Origin of the sequence: Enterococcus malodoratus (assembly GCF_027659535.1) — a bacterium.
In the GTDB taxonomy this organism is placed as follows: Bacteria; Bacillota; Bacilli; order Lactobacillales; family Enterococcaceae; genus Enterococcus_A; species Enterococcus_A malodoratus.
Genome location: NZ_JAQDPG010000020.1, coordinates 19831 through 39381, shown reverse-complemented (window position 1 = coordinate 39381; position 19551 = coordinate 19831). Strand labels below are relative to the sequence as shown.

At 41.8% G+C, this 19551-nt stretch carries 22 protein-coding genes and 1 other RNA gene; 4 read left to right on the top strand and 19 right to left on the bottom strand.

All coding sequences use genetic code 11. The annotated features are described in order from the left end of the window. Window positions 1-227: 227 nt before the first annotated feature. A complete protein-coding gene (locus tag PGP85_RS21060) occupies window positions 228-590 on the bottom strand; it encodes a hypothetical protein (protein ID WP_232089458.1) in 363 nt (120 codons plus the stop codon). A gap of 85 nt (window positions 591-675) precedes the next feature. Then, window positions 676-1056 carry a CvfD/Ygs/GSP13 family RNA-binding post-transcriptional regulator gene (locus PGP85_RS21055; protein WP_010743205.1) on the bottom strand — a complete coding sequence of 127 codons (381 nt, stop codon included), beginning with the start codon at window positions 1054-1056 and terminating at the stop codon, window positions 676-678. A gap of 77 nt (window positions 1057-1133) precedes the next feature. Between PGP85_RS21055 and PGP85_RS21050 the strand changes: the two genes are divergently transcribed. Continuing rightward, window positions 1134-2300 (top strand): MalY/PatB family protein, encoded by a 1167-nt coding sequence (locus PGP85_RS21050; protein WP_270329166.1) that lies wholly within the window; start codon window positions 1134-1136, stop codon window positions 2298-2300. Window positions 2301-2330: 30 nt separating this feature from the next. On the opposite strand, the gene PGP85_RS21045 is transcribed toward PGP85_RS21050, so the two are convergent. After that, entirely contained in the window at window positions 2331-2918 is a 588-nt protein-coding gene (locus PGP85_RS21045) for a peptidylprolyl isomerase (RefSeq protein ID WP_010743203.1), read from the bottom strand. Window positions 2919-3049: 131 nt separating this feature from the next. On the opposite strand from PGP85_RS21045, the gene PGP85_RS21040 reads away from it, so the two are divergent. Together PGP85_RS21040 and PGP85_RS21035 are read left to right on the top strand one after the other, a co-directional pair. Next, window positions 3050-4033: an NAD(P)/FAD-dependent oxidoreductase gene (locus tag PGP85_RS21040; RefSeq protein ID WP_270329164.1), complete on the top strand. Its 984-nt coding sequence runs from the start codon at window positions 3050-3052 to the stop codon at window positions 4031-4033. Between the two features lie 18 nt (window positions 4034-4051). Beyond that, window positions 4052-4561, top strand: coding sequence for a phosphatidylglycerophosphatase A family protein (locus PGP85_RS21035; protein ID WP_010743201.1), 510 nt, complete (start codon window positions 4052-4054; stop codon window positions 4559-4561). A 20-nt stretch (window positions 4562-4581) separates the two neighbouring features. Here PGP85_RS21035 and PGP85_RS21030 read toward each other — a convergent pair whose 3' ends face one another. Genes PGP85_RS21030 through PGP85_RS21015 form a run of 4 tightly spaced genes read right to left on the bottom strand, consistent with a single transcriptional unit; the run spans window position 4582 to window position 8016 of the window. Further along, window positions 4582-5217 carry a TIGR01906 family membrane protein gene (locus PGP85_RS21030; RefSeq protein WP_270329162.1) on the bottom strand — a complete coding sequence of 212 codons (636 nt, stop codon included), beginning with the start codon at window positions 5215-5217 and terminating at the stop codon, window positions 4582-4584. Further along, window positions 5207-5977, bottom strand: coding sequence for a TIGR01457 family HAD-type hydrolase (locus tag PGP85_RS21025; RefSeq protein ID WP_251867704.1), 771 nt, complete (start codon window positions 5975-5977; stop codon window positions 5207-5209). Before PGP85_RS21025 ends, PGP85_RS21030 begins: the two co-directional genes overlap by 11 nt. A gap of 4 nt (window positions 5978-5981) precedes the next feature. After that, on the bottom strand, window positions 5982-6602 hold the full coding sequence (locus PGP85_RS21020; protein ID WP_010743198.1) for a YutD family protein: 621 nt from the start codon (window positions 6600-6602) through the stop codon (window positions 5982-5984). Window positions 6603-6636: 34 nt separating this feature from the next. Then, a complete protein-coding gene (locus PGP85_RS21015) occupies window positions 6637-8016 on the bottom strand; it encodes a bifunctional metallophosphatase/5'-nucleotidase (RefSeq protein WP_270329157.1) in 1380 nt (459 codons plus the stop codon). Window positions 8017-8112: 96 nt separating this feature from the next. Between PGP85_RS21015 and PGP85_RS21010 the strand changes: the two genes are divergently transcribed. After that, complete coding sequence (locus tag PGP85_RS21010) at window positions 8113-8592, top strand: methylated-DNA--[protein]-cysteine S-methyltransferase (protein WP_270329154.1); 480 nt, start codon at window positions 8113-8115, stop codon at window positions 8590-8592. A 48-nt stretch (window positions 8593-8640) separates the two neighbouring features. Here PGP85_RS21010 and PGP85_RS21005 read toward each other — a convergent pair whose 3' ends face one another. From PGP85_RS21005 to PGP85_RS20950, 12 genes are all read right to left on the bottom strand, one after another. After that, a complete protein-coding gene (locus tag PGP85_RS21005) occupies window positions 8641-9138 on the bottom strand; it encodes an LURP-one-related/scramblase family protein (RefSeq protein ID WP_270329151.1) in 498 nt (165 codons plus the stop codon). A 43-nt stretch (window positions 9139-9181) separates the two neighbouring features. Next, entirely contained in the window at window positions 9182-10051 is an 870-nt protein-coding gene (locus PGP85_RS21000) for an SPFH domain-containing protein (protein ID WP_270329148.1), read from the bottom strand. A gap of 123 nt (window positions 10052-10174) precedes the next feature. Next, window positions 10175-10258, bottom strand: an RNA gene (gene ffs, locus PGP85_RS20995) — signal recognition particle sRNA small type. A gap of 26 nt (window positions 10259-10284) precedes the next feature. Continuing rightward, the gene (gene tadA, locus PGP85_RS20990; RefSeq protein ID WP_010743193.1) at window positions 10285-10788 is read right to left on the bottom strand and encodes a tRNA adenosine(34) deaminase TadA; all 504 of its coding nucleotides are present in this window, start codon (window positions 10786-10788) and stop codon (window positions 10285-10287) included. Window positions 10789-10944: 156 nt separating this feature from the next. Beyond that, window positions 10945-11280 (bottom strand): hypothetical protein, encoded by a 336-nt coding sequence (locus tag PGP85_RS20985; RefSeq protein WP_010743192.1) that lies wholly within the window; start codon window positions 11278-11280, stop codon window positions 10945-10947. Window positions 11281-11567: 287 nt separating this feature from the next. Beyond that, window positions 11568-12278 (bottom strand): zinc metallopeptidase, encoded by a 711-nt coding sequence (locus PGP85_RS20980; RefSeq protein WP_010743191.1) that lies wholly within the window; start codon window positions 12276-12278, stop codon window positions 11568-11570. A gap of 116 nt (window positions 12279-12394) precedes the next feature. Beyond that, entirely contained in the window at window positions 12395-12718 is a 324-nt protein-coding gene (locus PGP85_RS20975; protein ID WP_010781734.1) for a zinc ribbon domain-containing protein YjdM, read from the bottom strand. 240 nt (window positions 12719-12958) lie between these two features. Further along, a complete protein-coding gene (locus tag PGP85_RS20970; RefSeq protein ID WP_270329145.1) occupies window positions 12959-13954 on the bottom strand; it encodes a hypothetical protein in 996 nt (331 codons plus the stop codon). 257 nt (window positions 13955-14211) lie between these two features. Further along, the gene (gene nagE, locus PGP85_RS20965; protein WP_270329142.1) at window positions 14212-16185 is read right to left on the bottom strand and encodes an N-acetylglucosamine-specific PTS transporter subunit IIBC; all 1974 of its coding nucleotides are present in this window, start codon (window positions 16183-16185) and stop codon (window positions 14212-14214) included. Between the two features lie 2 nt (window positions 16186-16187). Next, window positions 16188-17039 carry a PRD domain-containing protein gene (locus tag PGP85_RS20960; RefSeq protein WP_251867708.1) on the bottom strand — a complete coding sequence of 284 codons (852 nt, stop codon included), beginning with the start codon at window positions 17037-17039 and terminating at the stop codon, window positions 16188-16190. Between the two features lie 199 nt (window positions 17040-17238). Beyond that, window positions 17239-18195: a DHH family phosphoesterase gene (locus tag PGP85_RS20955; RefSeq protein ID WP_270329141.1), complete on the bottom strand. Its 957-nt coding sequence runs from the start codon at window positions 18193-18195 to the stop codon at window positions 17239-17241. Between the two features lie 14 nt (window positions 18196-18209). Next, window positions 18210-19541 (bottom strand): DRTGG domain-containing protein, encoded by a 1332-nt coding sequence (locus tag PGP85_RS20950; protein ID WP_010743185.1) that lies wholly within the window; start codon window positions 19539-19541, stop codon window positions 18210-18212. Window positions 19542-19551 lie beyond the last annotated feature (10 nt).

Below are 19551 nucleotides of genomic sequence, written 5' to 3'. Positions count from 1 at the left end.
AGTTTTCAAAGGTCTACATTGTTTGTCGCTTTGTTTCAGCAACTTTTAAATCATAACAGCTTGCCGAGTGAATGTCAACAACTTTTTTGAAGTTTTTTTTATTTCAAAACTCAACGTTCGTCTTTCACTGCATCAGCAACGTTTATTAATTTACCACTTAAACATACATTGGTCAACTATTTTTTTCAAAAAAAAAGAACTTAATTTTCATAAGCTCTTTTTAGTGATTATTCAAATAGAGGTACACCTTCGATTTCGATTGTTCCAAGGATCTTTCGCACACTATCTGGTGTTTCCCAAGCAAATCCAGCCGGCAATTCCGTCACTTGTTCGCTAGTCATTTCAAATACATAAAGCGGCAGGCTATCACCGTGTGATTGTGTATTCGTCAATTCAACCAAACGAATATCGTTAACATTAATATGTAGTGTAGCTTTCAAAAAATTCAAAAAACTTGCTAAAACAGTGTTTTCAGCTTTGGTATCAGTGCGGGCAAATTCTTTATCTATTCCTATTTCGTGAACTAAAAAACGTTTTGATCCATCTTCTAAATGTAACATGATTGTTCCAGATACTTGTTTTGTCACAATTTTCACCTCTGCAAAAGCTAATCGTAAATCGACCTCATTGTATCATGTTTTCAGAAAAAAAGATATTTTTTGCATAAAATAGGAACTATTTTTCAATATGCTCTTTCAACAGAAAATCTACTGCCTCATCCGTCCATTCCGGCAAGCTTTTCTCAATTGAACGGAAACCGATATTTTTATTACGATTTGTAAAGTAGCGTTTTCTATGATACGGCACTTCAGGTGAATGTTCTGCCAATGTCCGCAATGATAGACTGATTTTCTTTGTGTATTCATCAATATCAATGATCTGAACCTTTACCACTTGATCAATTTCCAAAAAGCTGTGAATATTTTTTGTATACCCTGACTGTACTTCAGATATATGGACCAGCCCCTGTGTCTGATCGTCCAATGAGATGAACGCACCATACGGCTGAATACCAGTTACTCGCCCTTCAATAATATCGCCAATTTTATATCCCATTCATTTCCCTCTTTTCGCATGTTTCATTATACTGTATTTATAAATAAAATTGAAGTTAGCAATCAGGAGGAAAAATAATGCCAAATTTTGAACAGCCGATTGACCGTCTAGGCTCTAACAGTATCAAATGGGATACTATTCTTAAAACCTACAATGAAAAGGAGCTGCTGCCTTTATGGATCGCTGATATGGATTTCAAGGCACCCGCCGGTGTTTTGAATGCCTATCAAAAATTATTGGATCATGGGATATTGGGCTACACGGATACGCCGGAAAGTCTTTATACCGCAATCATCAATTGGGAAAAAGAACAGCATCAGCTTGCGATCGAAAAAGAAGAGATTCTTTTCTTTTCAGGCGTCTTAGCTGGGATAACTACTGCCATCCAAGCCTTCACTAAACCGAATGACACGATTCTGATTCACGACCCTGTCTATCCTCCTTTTGCAAATATCATTACTACTAACCGACGGCAATTGGTTCGCAGCCGATTGATTGATGAGGATGGACGTTTTGTGATGGACTTTGCTGACATGGAGGAAAAGTTCAAGCATCAGCACGTAAAGGTCATGATTTTGTGCAATCCGCATAATCCTGGCGGTCGTGTTTGGTCGAAGGAAGAATTACAAAAGCTGGGAAATCTTTGTAAAAAATACGATGTTCTTGTCTTGAGTGATGAGATTCATCAAGATTTAGTTTTTCCGCCTTATGAAATGACCTCTTTCTTTAAAGCTGGTGAGGATTTCAGTGATTTTAGTGTACAATTCACGTCGATGACTAAAACATTTAATTTAGCTGGAATCAAAAATTCGGTCGTCTTTGTAAAAAGTGCAAAGCTGCGTAAACAGTTAACACGCAAACAAGAAGAGAATTTCCAGCAAGAAATCAATACTTTTGGATTAGTTGGTATGGAAGCCGCTTATGAAACCGGCAAGGAATGGTTAAGCGAGCTATTGCCCTATATTCAATCGAACATTGCTTACACGATGAAGTTTTTCCAAGAACATTTGCCAAACGTTCACATCATGAGTCCAGAAGGCACCTACTTATTATGGTTGGATTTCTCAAAATATGAGCTTTCAGATGCAGAATTAGAGGAACGGCTGATTCATAAAGGAAAGGTCGTCTTGAATACCGGGGTTAGCTATGGTCCAAGCGGCAAACAGCATATGCGCTTAAATGTTGCTTGTCCGCGAGCAACGCTTGAAGAAGGACTGCATCGAATCGCAATGGCATTAAAATAAAAAAAATACGGCCGCTTGGCCGTATTTTTTTTATTCAGTAATTTCAATCGATTCAATCACGATATCATTGACTGGTTTGTCTTGCGGGCCACGTTTAGCAGCTCCGATATTGTCAACAACATCCATGCCTTCAACCACATGTCCAAAGACAGTATGACGGAAGTCTAACCAAGGAGTTCCACCCTGTTTGTAAGTTTCGATGACTTCGCCAGGGAAACCTGCTTCTTCTAATTGAGCCAGCATGTTGGCAGGAACATTTTGATTATTCACGATGAAGAATTGGCTGCCATTTGAGTTTGGTCCAGCATTCGCCATTGATAAGGCACCACGCAAGTTGAACAAATTACGTGAAAATTCGTCTTCGAATTTTTCGCCATAAATACTTTCGCCGCCCATCCCTGTACCAGTTGGGTCGCCGCCTTGGATCATGAAATCAGGAATTACACGGTGGAAGATCACGCCATCATAGTAGCCTTGTTTTGCTAATTCAACAAAGTTCTTCACTGTTTTTGGTGCTTCTTCAGGGAATAGTTGAACGATGATATCCCCCATGTTCGTTTTAATTGTCGCTTTTGGACCTTTTTCTTCTGCTAAGTTTAATTGTGGAAATTGAGTCACTTCAATGTCCTCCTTTATTTTTTGCTGTGTCTATCATAACAAACTTTTCCCCATTTGCCACCTCTCCAAGCTAAGCGGTTCTTTCTCCTTCAAATATTTGTTACAATCGATGGGAAAGAAAGGGTGTTGATATGGAAATTTTTGACATTACAATCGTAGGCGCAGGACCAGTCGGGATGTTTGCTGCCTTTTATGCAGGCATTCGACAAGCAAAGACAAAATTGATCGACAGTTTGCCGCAGCTTGGCGGACAGTTGACAACTCTTTATCCTGAAAAAAATATTTATGATATTCCTGGATTTCCCATCGTAAAGGCGGCGGATCTGGTAGGCAACTTAGAGAAACAATTACGGACCTTTTCACATACATATTGCTTAGATGAGGAAGTTTTAGAGCTGAAGCAGCATGAGGATTACCTAGAAGTAATTACCGCCAAGAATAGCCACTATACAAAATCAGTCGTACTTGCACTGGGTAATGGCTCCTTTCAACCGCGAAGACTGATGATTGACGGCGCCGAGCAATTTGAGAATAAGGGAATTGACTACTATATCAGCGACATAATGAAATACGCTGGAAAAAAAGTTGCGATTGCCGGCGGCGGCGACTCCGCGATTGATTGGGCGCTGATGTTAGAACCAATCGCTGCAGAAGTATCCATCATTCATCGACGCGATAATTTCCGCGGACATGAACACAGCGTTCAAAAATTGAAGGACTCCTCAGTGAACATCTATACGCCTTATATCCTAAAAGTTCTCCGTGGCGAAAACTATTTGGAAGATCTGACTTTACAAAAGGCAAAAAGTGATGAGACAATTACATTGAACCTGGATTACTTGATCGTCAACTACGGCTTTTCTTCTTCTCTTGATCATTTACGCTCTTGGGGATTAGAAAGTACTCGTCAAGCGATCCTTGTTGAATCAGACATGCGGACTTCGATTCCCGGAGTTTACGCCTGTGGGGATATCGCCACCTATGATGGCAAGGTAAAATTGATTGCAACGGGTATGGGCGAAGCGCCGACTGCCGTCAATAATGCCCTTCACTATGTAAATCCGAAAAATCGCACGCAGCCTGGACACAGCACGAGCCTATTTCCACAAAATTAAATTCAATGGAGGTAAGATATGGTATTCGAAACGACTGCTCTTGAACAAAAAGCCCGTGAACTTTTAGAAGAACGCGGCGTTACGATCAATGACATCGCGGATTTAGTCTTTTTTTTGCAGAAGGACTACATTGATAAACTGGACATCGAATTATGTATCCACAGCGTCAATCGCGTATTAACCAAACGAGAAGTTCACAATGCGATCATCACCGGCATCGAGTTGGACAAGCTGGCTGAACAAAAGAAGCTGGACTACCCTTTACAAAATATTCTTGAAGAAGACGAAGGTCTGTACGGCATCGACGAAATCATGGCCCTTTCGATTGTAAATGTGTATGGTTCAATTGGCTTCACTAACTACGGCTACATTGATAAAGTGAAACCCGGCATTTTGAAAAAGCTGAACGAGCACGATGGCGTCCACGTTCATACCTTCTTAGATGATCTCGTGGGTGCGATCGCCGCGTCGGCTGCTAGTCGCCTGGCACATGAACATCCGCGAAAACTTGATTCTATAGTCAAATAAAAGGGCATTAAAAAAAGAGCTTAACGCTCTTTTTTTAATGCCCTTTTGCCGAAATAAATCGGTAAGAGATAAAAAATCTCTAGTAAAACAAAAAACAAAATGAAGCAATGCAGGAAAAACGTTTCTGGTAACACGTTGATGATTGGATCGGTCGCCGGATTAAAGATCCACGCGTCATTATTAAAGAAGACCCCATGGAACATGATGAAGAAGCGATCAAAATTTACTGCCATCAAAAAAGCGATCACGATCGGAACCACAACTGCAATTCGAAACGGCTGGATCAGTGTCCAAAGCCGCTGTTGCTTATTCAAATGACGAAGATAAAAGAAACTTGGTACAATCGTCACTATCAGTATGCCGTAATTTAGCAAAAACAGTTTTTTCACTTCATAGAAATGCAGCGCCCCACTAGATGAGACTGGAAAATCAGTCATTTTAAGTGTCTCTACCCAAGGCAGATTCAAATAGCGCATTAATTGATCAAAGTTATGCATCAGCTCTTTAGCCGAAAGCGTCGTGTAATCCAGCAGATCTAAATGCCCAATATCAAACTGATAAAGCCAGCGAGCATTAATTGTCAACGTGATTGCCAGCGTCAATAAAGTCACTATCAGACAGAGCAAGCCAACCCGCTCTAACCATCTATACTTCATCAAAGCTCCATTCATCCAACGAATCGACAAGATACGTCGGCGGCACTGGCAACGTCGGTATATCTTCCTTTTGCGTAAAGCCAGACAAGACTAAAAGAGAATCAATTCCATTATTGATTCCTGCTAAGATATCGGTCGTGTAATTGTCGCCGACCATCAAGACCTCAGACTTTTTCATGTTCAAGATTTCTACCGCTTTATCCATAATGATCGCTTCCGGTTTGCCGATGTAGATCGCTTTTTGCTGAGTAGAAGCTTCTACCATCGCGATCACTGAACCCGCTCCTGGTAATAACCCGCGTTCTGTAGGAATATTTTTATCAGGATTCGTCCCAATAAAAGTCGCGCCTTTTTGAATGGCCAAAGTCGCCGTAACGAACTTTTCATACGTGACATCTGTATCTAAGCCAACCACTACATAATCAGGATTTTCTGCATCCCAAACATATCCGGCCGCTAAGATTGGATCAATCAAGCCGGGCTCTCCGATCACAAAGACCTTCTTGCCTTTGGCTGCGTCATTCATATAATCGATCGTCGCAAGTGTCGCCGTGTAAACAGTCTCCGGGTCAACATGGATCGAAAATTCATTGGCTAATCGGTTAGCCACTGTCTCAGGCGTTTTTGTCGTATTATTGGTTAAAAATAAAAATGGGATCCGACGAGCTTGCAGCTGTTCCACAAAGCGGCGGCCAGCTGGGATTGGTTCACTTCCGCGATAAATCGTTCCATCTAAATCAATCAAATATCCTTTGTACATCGTATTACTCTTCTCTTTGACGAATCACAAAGCGTTCGTCCTTTTCTTTAATCTTTGTTGGTGCTTCTTTTTTCGGCTGACGGTTTTTGATGATTGGTTTTTTCTTTGGTTTATCCGTCACTGGCGCTTTTTTCTCTTCTACATAAGCTTGCGGCTTATCTTTACGTTTACGTTTGCGTTTTTTGCGCGTTTGCTGCCGTTTGCCGCCGGTTCGTTCCAACACGAAATAAGCACAGCCAAAGTTGCAATACTCATATAAATAATCTTCTAGTGTATCAATCCGCTGTTCTGGCAAGCTTTTCCGATCATCTTCACGGAAAAAACCTTTCAGCCGCAACTGGTCATATCCCCAGTCGCCAACGATATAATCATAGCGTGTCAAGACCTCACTAAAGCGTTCACCTAATCGTTCGGCCTCAAAGCCTTCACGATAGTTTCTAACTAAGCGATATTGGCGTTCGCCAATCAAAAGATTACTATCATCGACAAATACGACGGTTTCGCCTTTTTTCTTTTCTTCAGTGGGTGTCTCAACGATTTCATCTAAGACTTCAGTCAATTCTTCAGTGACTGTTTTTTCTGAATCATTTTTTGTTTCTTTTTTGTCTCTTTTTTCTTTTGCCATCGTTTCACCACCTGTTTGCTATTATACCTTGTTTTTATTTGATTGGATAGTGAGTGTGGAGATAGTCTCCTAAAACACTGCGAATAAAATCTGGAAACAAAAATTCATACCGGCCGGCGATCTCAATCGTCGGAAAGAAAGGCACGAACATGTAATGATCCACCGTTGCAAACGTGTAATTCAGCTCGGGATCAATCAGCTCACCCAGCCAGCGAACCTGATGATTTACCGGATCATAGTCGATTCCGTCATAGACAAGATGACCAAAAATCTTACCGCGAAAGCCCATCCCCATGACTGGAAAATTGATCAGAAAATGACGGTTTTTTTCCATTTCTAAAATCAAACGAATCAAATTGTTTCCATCTAGCGTTACCTTGATTAAATGCATAGGATGCGGCAATGCCGTATGAAGCTGATCTTGGTTCACGATCCCAGCAGGCACATCGGTCAAAAACAACCCAGAATTCAGAATCGCTGCTTCTGTCCCAGCCGCCTCTTTTACGGCAGCCAGTGTATAGTTGATCATTGGATGATCTGCCTGCAAATCGGTACTCATGGTAAAAGGAATCTCCGCGACTTTTTTATCCGCTAATAACCGATGGCCTTCTTCCAGATAATGATCGATTTCTTCTTGATCCTCTGGTAAAGCCGACATTTTTTCAGTAGCAAAGGTGCGGGCAGAGGTTTTCTGGATGCGATGTTCTTCGTCCACTGTTACATGGACTTCACCAACATAGTAGCCATATTTACCAGCCGCCGCCAGTTGCACATCACCAATTTTTTCACCATTTTCAAACAAATGATGGGTATGGGAACCTAAGATGACATCGATCGCCGGTACATCCCGCGCGATTCGCCGATCCACACTGATTCCCAGATGACTCATTAATACTAAGACATCGACTTTCGGACGGATTTCCTCGACAAGACTCGGCAAAATATCCATCACTTGGCGAATATCCCAGCCGTTGGGATTATAGGTCAATGGAAAAGGCGCTGTAAATGCCAACAGGCCTACTTTGGTTCCTTGATCAGTAGTGATAATTTTAGATTGCTGCGACCAGGCAGGCGGCTGTAAGGTCTGCTTGTCAAAAAGATTATCTATCAGAACGTCAAAATTGGCTTGATCATATAGCTGATTCAACTCAGCTTTAGAATTCCCAACACCTTCATTGTTTCCGATCGTCGCCGCATCATAATGCACCTGATTCATTAATTGGACATTCGCTTGGCCATTGGTCGCCTCGGTCAACGGATGCCACCGATCAACGAAATCGCCAAGATCGATCGTGATGACCTTTTTTCCTGACGCTTCTTCTTGTTTGCGATTCAACAAAAAACGGCGGATCTTCGGCCAATTTTCTAAGTGGGAGTGCAGATCATTGGTATGTAAAAGAATAATTTTTTCCATTATTCTACCTCTTTTCAACTCTATATGTTCCATCTATAGTAACATATAGCTCAAGAAGGCTGAACGAACTCGTTCTCTAAAAAGCAGGTGAAAAGCATGAAATTTGAATCTATTCTAGGTCCTATTTGGCTGGACGCTGATCAAAGCGCTCTAAGCTGCGTCTCCTACACACCCATCGAGGAAAATCCGTTAGCGAATCAAGAAATTTTGCAGACAGCCAAAAACCAGCTGACAGAATTTTTAGCCGGAGAGCGAAAAGCGTTTGATCTTCCATACGTTTTTCAAATCGGTACCGACTTTCAACAGGAAGTTTGGCAGTCGTTGACAGAAATTCCTTATGGCGAAACATGCAGCTATCTGGATGTCGCTAAAAAAATTGAACGACCAAAAGCCGTCCGAGCCATCGGTCAGGCTAATCGCAATAATCCATTACCGATTATTGTCCCATGTCATCGTGTCATCGGGAAAAATGGCAAACTGGTCGGTTACTCCGGTTCCAGTGAAGCGGGCTTGAAAATCAAAGAACAGCTGCTTGCGATTGAAAATCCCATGTTGCAAGAGATCACTCTTTTCTAAACACAAAAACACCGCTGTTGAAGAGCAAACTTCAACAACGGTGTTTTTTCAGCTTGATGACGATGAGGCCGAGGCCGCTTCGTCTTCTTTGACGCAATCAATCACGATCACAAGAGAGATGATCAATTCTTCTAGTGATTCATTCAAAATCGTGATTTCATAGGTATCGCCCCATGAAATCCAGCGCTTATTGATATCCGCGACCTTCCGCCCCTTCTGTGAAACCTCAAAATCCATATCCCACCAGTTTCCTTCAACTTTCAGGTCCTCGGCAGAAATCGAATACTTGGCCTTTAAGAAACTCAAATGCTTTGAAATTTCAATGGCTTCTTTTCCATCCATCTCGACAAAAAATTTCGGCAATAAACTAATGACCTTTTTTGTGATACGGCTGACTTCATTTCCCTGCTCGTCTTCGATTCGGAAAGTCTTCGGAATTTTCATGAAGCTGCCTTTGACAAAATAGCGCGGTCGTTGATCTTCATCCACCACGGTGAATTTTTCACCAATACTAAAAACCTTTTGTTTGATGTACAGTTTTTTCATAGAACGTCTCCCTATAGTTGTTTTTTAAATCTGGTTTTTAATGCTACTTTTCAGATAAATCCCCTGTATTGATCACTGGCTGTGTGCCTTTATCCGTAATAATCGAAACCAATAAGTTGTTGATCAGTTGTACTTTCCGATCATCTGTAAAATGAATGTCTTGGCCATTCTCGATCTGTTCCAACGCCATTTGAGTCATCGTCACGGCACCTTCAACAATTGTTTGACGTGCGGATAAAATTGCTTTGGCCTGTTGACGCTGCAGCATCGCATTTGCGATCTCCGTCGCATAAGCCAAATGATTCAAACGAGTTTCAATCACTTCTACCCCAGCCATAGCTAAGCGTTCCTGTAATTCTTTGGCCAATTCTTCAGAAACCTCCATCGTATTTCCTCGTAAAGTCAGATCGTCATCATTAAACGTATCATAAGGATATTGCGTGGCAATATGACGAATAGCCGTTTCGCTTTGAATCTCAACAAAATCTAAGTAATAATCGACATCGAATAATGCCTTGGCAGTATCTACGACTCGAAATACCACAACGGCCGATATTTCCACAGGATTTCCATCAGAGTCATTGACTTTCAGCAATGAACTATTAAAGTTTCGTACTTTTAACGATACCGGTATTTTACGGGTCAACGGCGTAGTGATAAACAATCCGTTTTCTTTGATCGTTCCTAAATACTTTCCGAAAAACAATACCGCTTTGGCTCGATTCGGTCCAATGATCGTTAATGAACTAAGAAATAGTGCCGCCACGATCCATAGAAGAATTCCGATGAGGATCATTCCAATACTATCCCGAGTATTCCCCATTAGAACTAACCATAAACCACCTAAGACAACAATGACCAAACCAACTATTCCGGCATAGCCATTTATATGAAATGCTTGTTTCTCTTTCATTACTGCACCCCCATTTTTTGTATCCTTAGTGTACGCCTATTTTGGAAGGGCTTCAATTATTAGTGTCCATAAAATGATCGAGATAAAATAAAAAGCAGACCCGAAAGTCTGCTGTAAAATTCTATATATCAGACACATGCCGGATCCTACTTAGTGCTGCTTCCTTCCAGACCTGACACAATTCACAGGCCCGGCATTGTCCTGCCTTTCGGCAAAAAATAGTATAACAAATTCTAGTCTTTTTGGCTAGTCTTTTTTTTTCGGGCACGCAACTCGCGAAAAAAATTGGTCAACAACAGTCCGCATTCAGCCTCCATGATACCGCCTTCGACGTACGCCCGATGATTGAATCGTTCATCTGTCAACAAATTCATCAGGGTTCCAGCTGTTCCGCCCTTCGGATCATAAGCACCAAAATAAACTTCTTCAACGCGCGATAAGATCATGCCACCGCTGCACATCGGACAAGGTTCCAATGTAACAAACAATTGACACTTCTCTAACCGCCAATTGCCCAAAAATTTACAGGCCGCTTGGATCGCAAACATTTCCGCATGACTGGTGGCGTCTTGACTATGTTCCCGTAAATTATGACCTCGACCGATAATCTCGCCCTGATAAACCACGACGGCCCCGATCGGAACCTCTGCGATCGCTTCTGCTTTTTTCGCTTCAGCAATTGCTTCCTGCATAAAAAAGATTTTTTCTTCTTCTGTTAATTGACTTTCGCGCTCCATTTTTTTCCTCGCTTAATACTTTTTATCTTCGCTTGATTCACTTACTTTAGCATAAAGTATTCAGTAAAAAAATAAGCAAATGCGATTATCGCACTCTTCAGAGAAGCAGCTTGTGTTTAATTTACTAAAAAAGATGCGCCATCTCTGGCACACCTTTTAGATTACTTTGTCTACAAAATCCATCAATTTGTCTTTCAAGTCTTCCGTCGTGTCTTTGATCGAATCACCGTAGACCGATACGCGCTTTTTTCCGCTTTTGATCTTGTCTAAAATACTCATGATGTTATCTAGATCATCATCCGAAAGTTTATCAACAATCGCTAACAACGACTCACTTCCGTCAAATTTATCGCTGACAAAACGTTTCACTTTACAACGATTTGAAACATGACGAGCTTTTTCAATTAGCTTCCCTGAAGCAATCACGGCTGTCGCGGTGCTGGCTGCAACAATGACACCTACTCCGATTTTGACTTTGGTTGATTTTTTCATGATATCAGCTCCTTATTCCGATTCATTGGATTAATTTTTTCACACGCTGTAGATCACTTCGCTAAATTCGCTTCTGTCATCAAGTGTCCTCATAACAGCCGCGAAAAGCAGAACTATCAGCCTTAATTCAATGATACCACACTCTTAAAATTATCAGTAATAAGAGACCCTAAGAAATGAAAACGTATCCTTCAAATATCCAGATTTTTTTAATCCTTCGTCTTCAAATACCCATTCACCATTAAAAAATACCCACTCAAAAAAAAGAACCGACAAATTGTCGATTCTTAATCACGGCTTCGATTACCAAAAAGTAAAACTAAACGTAACAGCTGTAGGAAAGTCGCTAATGCCGCCGCAACATAGGTCAACGCTGCCGCAAACAGGACTTTTCGAGCTGCTGCTAATTCATCTTCTGCTAACATATCACCCTCGCGCAAAATGCTCAATGCACGTCGTGAAGCATCAAACTCCACTGGCAACGTTACTAGTTGAAAGATTAAGGCTAATGAAAAAGCCAAGATCCCAATGTTGATCAACGTTTGGTTCCAACTCATAATCACACCCAGCATGATCAATGGAAAAGAAAGCGACGAACCGATATTCGCAACTGGCACGATAGCTGCTCGGATTCTCAGCGGAATATAGTTCTTTGCATCCTGTACCGCATGACCACATTCGTGAGCCGCCACCCCGATTGCTGCGACAGAAGTGGATTGTGCGGTGGCTTCTGATAAGCTTAGCATTTTATTCCCACTGTTATAATTATCGGTCAGATCGCCAGCGATTTGCTGGACTCCGACATCATTGATATTCTGGCTGCGTAAAATGTATTCAGCAGCTTGAGTCCCTGTGACTCCTTTACTGCTGCGAAACTCATCATACTTGCGGAATGTCGAGTTGACATAGGCAGAGGCTAATCCTGAAATAACCAAGCCTGCAATGACTAACAAAAACGTGGGATCTAGAAAATTATAAAATGATCCATACCCATACATATACATTCTCCTCTAATAAAAGATAATTTTACTGTTTGACGTAAACAGTTTCCTAATCTTAGTTTAGCATGAAAGACATGAATTTTTTATGAAAACAACTCTAAGAATTTTCTAGCTTATAACTTCTTAACAAATTCCGATTTCAATTTCATCGGCCCAAAACCATCGACCTTACAATCAATGTTGTGATCCCCTTCGACTAAGCGGATGTTTTTGACCTTGGTTCCTTGCTTGATGGCACCTGAAGCGCCTTTAACTTTCAAATCCTTGATAACCGTCACACTATCGCCTTCTTGCAACTGATTGCCGTTGCTGTCTTTAACGACTAGTCCTTCTTCGGCAGCATCACTTTCTGACCACTCATGACCGCATTCGGGACAGACAAATAACCCGCGATCCTCATAAGTATATTCTGACTGACACATTGGACAATTTGGCATAATCTTCCTCCAATAAAAATATTTTTTTCTAAACATTTAGTTTAGCGGAATCCGAGCCAATTGAAAAGCCTTTCCCCAAAATGTCCGCCGCTTATTTTATTTCTGCACAAGTATGTGTCGCCAGTATAAGCTTTTTACGCCCACTATATGTTCGCATTCAGACACAAAGCCACACTAAACAAGCTTGATCGTGCTGCTTTTTCGATCAAACCTATTTTCTATTTCGAAGTAAAACACCGATCATCTTTTTTTCGATCGTTTTTTCTTTTTTCCGAGTTTCTTATCAACGGTCTTTTTCGTCCGTTTTTCTTCTCGTCCTTTCTGGACTTGTTCCTCGCTTTTAGCGTAACGCATGTATGAGGTATCTGGCTTTTGCATTAGAGCGGCCGCGCTCATCTTGGCAGATTCAGCGCTGTCATTCGGATTGTTCAGCGGCCCTTCACCTGGCATTGGATACCGTGCATCCACCATATCCGCGATTTCTTGCGGAGTCATCTTGCTAGTCTTTTTAGGAGGCACTTCTTTGTTAACTGTTGCGGTGGCTTTCTTCATCTGTGTTTGCTTCTGCTCTTTTTTAGAAGTAGAGTCAGTTTCTTGAACGGACTCCGCCGGTTCTTTTCGTCGTGTATCGTAGAAAGTAGTCGCCGTTTTTCCAGAGCCGACATAATTTACGAATTTAGCAAATTGCCGCACACCATCTTTTGAAAAAATGCTCAACGTCGTTAAGATTCGCAGTGCATTGACAATCACTTCCTCGCTCTGATTGGGATCAGTATCCCGGATTGTCAATTTATGCCGCTTGCCATTGCTGTCTTCAAAGAAAGACTCCACACAATAAATATGCTGCTCTTGACGGATATCAAGGGTAGCTTCTTGTTCTAAATAGTCTTTATAGGATCGAGCTTCTTTTGTACACTCGTAAAAATTTTTATTTTTGTATAACCGTTTTTTGACAGTCTGCCACTCATTGTGAGAAAAGTATTCTTCAAAATAGGGACTGAATCTCCGCAGCGTATCATTCGGATTCACTGTAAAGTAAAGGTCTCGAATCAGCTCCTTGAACATACCGGCGAAGGTCTCCCCGCCGCAGATGGCGTCACGAACAATGATCGCAACCACAACCTCTACTATTTCTGAAACGTTTTTTGTCTGTTCAAAATATTTCACGACCCGCTTGAACAAGCTCTCCTTTTTCATTCCGAAAATTTGTCTGCGTTCTAACTTCAATCCACCCATACTTTCACCCTCCAGCTTTTCAAGAAAACGGTTTCTTTTTTTAATATTCTAATGATAAAACTAAAATAACTGGTTTGTAAATACTATTTAGAAATACTCTTATTTTAAATTAAATATTAAAAGATTGAACATATAATTTGCATGAGCAAGTTAAAAAAAGAGCATACTATCTTAAAAAGAACAAAATCCACTTATTGTTTAGTTTTTTTCAAATCAACAAAAAAGCCGTGTAAAAAATATACACGGCTCAATCATTCTTATTTACTTGTCAGTTCACCAATGATCTCATTGACTTGAACATCTCTTGGCTCGGCTAATTCAAAGCCTTCGACCTTATCCATATTCGTCAATGCCACGATCATATCAGTTTTCTTGCCTGCCGCAGCCACAGCTGCTAAATCAACCGTCGCGATCATTTGCCCTCGACCGACTTGTTGGCCCGCAGTTACATAAACAGTAAATGGTTTGCCGGCTAGATCTACGGTATCTAATCCCATATGCAACAGAACTTCAATTCCTGTAGGCGTCGTAATTCCCACCGCATGCTTCGTTGGGAAAATATTCGAAATGGTTCCAGCAACTGGAGCGAAAATCTCACCAGAAGTCGGCAATACCGCATAGCCGTCACCCATCATTTTCTCTGAAAAGACATCGTCAGAAACTTCAGTGATCGGCACCAAACGACCTTTCGCTACCGCAAACAAGCTTTGTGCCTTAGGCGCTTCTTCAATTACGGTTTGTTCAGCCACTATGTGTGTGCCTCCGCTGCCGCCATGCAATCGACTCATCTCATCAGCTACGAATTGGACTTCTGTTCCCACAATGACCTGGATGTTCTTTCCATCAATCACCTTCACGCCGGGAACACCCGTAGCCTTTATTTTGTTTTGATCGATCGTTCCTGTATCCAGAACCTGCAGACGAAGTCGAGTCGTACAGTTATCGATCGCAGTAACATTTGCAGCACCGCCTAAAGCGTCATAGATTCTTTGGGCCATAACTGCATGTTTGCTATCTCCGTTCGTTGCGATATCTGGTGTTTCTTCTCCATCGCCTTCTTCACGGCCAGGAGTCATTAGATTGAACTTAGTAATAGCGAAACGGAAACCAAAATAGTAAATAGCAGCAAAAACTAGTCCTTGTAATATCAGCATAAATGGTTGATTAGCCACCGGATTTTTTAATGATAAGAAGTAATCAACAAAACCGGCACTGAATGCGAAACCGGCAGTCCAATGGAAAAAGGCACTTACCGCCAAAGATAACCCAGTAAAGATTGCATGCAATACATATACCGGCCACGCAACAAACATGAACGAGAATTCTAACGGTTCGGTTACACCAGTAAAGAAAGAAGCAAAAGCCGCTGCGATCATTAATGACGCTGTGATTTTTTTCTTTTCTGGGCGGGCACATTGGTAAATTGCCAACGCTCCTGCTGGCAAACCGAACATCATTACAGGGAAGAAGCCAGCTTGATACATGCCTGTTTTCCCAACGATCGCTAACCCTTGATCAATCGCTTGTTGCCCAGCAAGGAAATTCCCGATATCATTGATGCCGGCAACATCAAACCAAAATACAGAGTTCAACGCGTGATGCAGACCGGTTGGTATCAGCAGACGGTTGAAGAAGCCATAAAGCCCTGCTCCAATAAATCCTAATCCTGAGATTCCTTCACCTAAACTAACCAATACGTTATAAACAACTGGCCAAATAAATAACAACAATCCCGAAATAACCAGCATACCTACGGCCGCCATGATTGGTACTAAGCGTTTTCCGCTAAAGAAGGATAAGGCCATTGGAAGCTTAACACCGCTGAAGCGATTGTACATTTCTGCTGCTACCAGCCCAGCAATAATACCCACAAACACGTTGTTGCCCATACTGTTGAAGGCAGGATTGACATCGGCGATATCCTTGATTCCTAATAATGCCTGAACCGAAGCCGGTGCCAAAACTGCTTTAGGTACAAGATAGGCGACTAAACCAGCCAATGCGGCTGCCCCGTCTTTGTCTTTTGACATTCCTAATGCTAAACCGACTGAAAACAATAAGGCTAAATTATCTAAAATTGCTAAACCACTATTCATTAAGAATGTCGTTACGACGTTGGTTACACCCATCCCAACAATCCAGTTGGCGATCCCAACTAAAATCGATGCTGCTGGTAAAACCGCCACTGGTAACATCAATGAACGACCCATACGCTGCATGTATGCTTTCATATTTACACTTCTCCTCTATGTTCTTTTACTTTACGCAATCGTTCTACATGGATGGCGACATAGCCCAATTCCTCTGTAGTAATTGCCAGCTGATAACTTTTCATCAAAAAAACACGTATCTTTTTTGCGACTTGGTAGCTCTCGGGATATTTATTTCGCACCATTTCAATAATCTCCTGGTCTAAAACGGCGTAGCGCTGCTTCTGATAACGCTGCAGCAACAAGCGTAAATGATTGGCCAGACGAGAATAATCCAACGCGGTTTCTTTCGAACGAATGTCGATCTCAAGTTCCTGCTCGATCAAGTGGATCACATCAGAAATAATCGTGACCTCGCGAATGCTGTCATGGTTATTGTTTTTACCTGTCCGAGCACTATGGATATGGATAGCGATATAGCCCGCTTCATCATAGCCGTAAGGAATCTCTAGCGTTCGATTTAGATAATCCACCGCCCACTGGGCAACTCCGAACTCTTCGCTATAAAGAATTTCGATTTCACTCAGCAGCTTGTTGCGGACAACAATGCCGTTCGCAATATTTTGCGCTGCAAAGGCAATATGATCCGTTAATGAAATAAAGATATGTTCATTCAGCTTTTCCATCAGGACGGTCTCTGCATGATCAATAATCGCTTCCGCAGCGAAAAAATATTCTTCATTAATTTGATTCAACAAAGTCTGTAATTTCTGCTGTCCTTCCGGTTCCATCACAAATAATCGTTCGATATCACGAGGAAAAAGCAGATCATTCCTTTGTTTGCTGAATCCGACGCCTTTACCGATAGCAATCTTCTCTTCTCCGCGATCGTCTACCAATACTGCATTTTGATTTAGTATTTTTTTGATTTTCATTGCTTGTCCTCATTCTGCAGAATAATTTCACTGTTTTGACTAGTTATTGGCCAAATAAAAAGGCATGGAAAGAAGCACAAGGAAGCTCCTTGCGTCTCTTTCCATGCCTAGTATAATCTAGTCACATGAAACAGTATTGTTAACACTTTGAATTGTATAGACCAATGACCGTTTTGTCAACTTCTTTTTAGTATTTTTTTCAAATAGATTTGATTTTTTTGTATTTTTCGCATAAATTCTGGATTTCACGATAAATATCTTGGCACATCGCTTGATCCTTTGCATTGGCGCCGCTGGCCAATGGATGACCGCCTCCGTGATAACGCTTGGCCAATTCATTGATGACCGGCCCCTTAGAGCGAAGGCGAACACGATAGTAGCCTTCGGGCTGTTCCACAAAAACTGCCCATGCCAGCACAACATCGATCGTTCCTGGTAAAGGTACAAGCGACGCTGTATCCGAATCCTTGATCCCATATTTGTTTAAGATCGCTTGATCTAAAAAGACATAACCCGCACCATTTTCATCGATTTGCAAGTTCTGATAAAGATACCCCGACAACTTAGCAACATCCAATGAAATTTGATCGAGCTCGCGATTTAGTTTTGTCGCATCGAAACCAAAATCCAACAACTTGGCTGCAATCTGTAAGGTATGGGAAGTGGTTGCAGGATATAAAAAGCGCCCAGTATCCCCAACGATTCCGCCGTATAATAAGCGCGCCGCATTTTCTGTCACAACCAGATTTTCAGTAAAGGCCAAGTCCGCGATGATCTCACTACAGCTGCTGGCTTTAGTATTGACCCATAGCAAGTCGCCATAGGGATCATCATTAGGATGGTGATCGATTTTGATTAATTTGTCGCCTAGATTATAGCGATCATCACTGATTCGCGGTGCATTCGCTGTATCAGTCACAATCACTAATGCACCTTCGTATAAGTCGTCAACAATCTCATCCATTTCCGCGAGAAATTCTAAGCCCTCTACCGGACCACCCACTTGATAGACTGTTTTTTCTGGGAACGTTGCCCGCAATATTTCGGCAAGTCCGCACTGTGAACCTAGCGCATCAGGATCAGGACGCATATGGCGATGAATAATGATGCGGTCGTATTGTTGAATTGTTTGTAAAATTTCTTCTGTAATTGTCATACAACTTCCTCTTTCTAAGAACGCTCCATCACTTGGCAGACGACGATCGCTTTAGCTACGATCACATTGTCGATATAAACTTCCAAGTCAACTTTTGCCGAGCGTCTTCCTAGTTCTAATGTTTTCGAATGAATCTCGATCTCGCTTTCCAATTGAATCAAACGTAAATAATGCAGATTCATTTGTTCGATCAGAGTGTTGCGCCGCTGATCCATTAAAATACTTCGTTGAGCCACGTTCGCTACAATCTCGCTAAGTACCCCAAAGGAGATTGTTCCAACACTGTTGACCATTTGCGGAGTCACTTCAAATTTGAAGTAAGGATTTTCCAGCAGATTGTCTTCCCGATCCGTATCAATCGTCACGATGTCTCCAACAATTTGATCAGAGATCGTATTAGACATTTGCGGTTGCCGTTGAACGAGCTGCATCGCCTTCATTACATCTTGACGGCTGACCATCCCAACTAAGGAAAGATCATCTTTCACCACCGGCATCATCTCAAGTCCATCCCAAATCATTTGATGACTGACCGAAGCCACACTCATGCTTTGTTTAACGACATTGGGATCGCGCGTCATTACGCGGTCAATCACTTGATTGTCGGCTTTGCCTAAAACATCTTTTGCCGTAACAACACCTAAAACCCGCATACTTTTATTTACAACTGGAAAACGTGAATGACCGGTTTTTTCGGACAAACGATGATAATTTGCAATCGTATCACCGGATTGTAAATAAACTGTTTTTTCTAACGGCATATAGATGTCGCTAACCTGCATGATATCTTTTTTAATCAATTGATCGCTCAAAGCTCGATTGATCATTGTCGCTACAGTAAAGGAATCATAGGTTGTACTCAAAACAGGTAATTCTAAATCATCGGCAAGTTTTGCAATCTCTGGTGTTGTGTCAAAGCCCCCGGTAATCAAGACCGCGGCACCATCCTGCAAGGCCAATTTTTGCGCCCCTTCGCGATTCCCGATGATCAATAATGATCCCGGTGTAATGTAACGGCGCATCGCCTCTTCAGTCATGGCACCGATAACAAATTTGTTCAAGTCCTTATCCAACCCATTAGATCCGCCCAAGACTTCGCCTTCAATGATTCGGACTACTTCACCGAAAGTCAGACGTTCGATATTTTTTTTCAATTTCCGTTCGATCCGAATCGTACCCACACGTTGAATGGTCGAAACCAAACCAATGTTTTCCGCATCCTTGATCGCGCGGTAAGCCGTCCCTTCGCTCACACGCAAATTTTTTGCAATACTGCGAACGGAGATGCGTTCTCCCACTGGCAGATTTTCAATATGTTCCAAAATCAAATCATGTTTTGTCGCCATAATTTCCTCC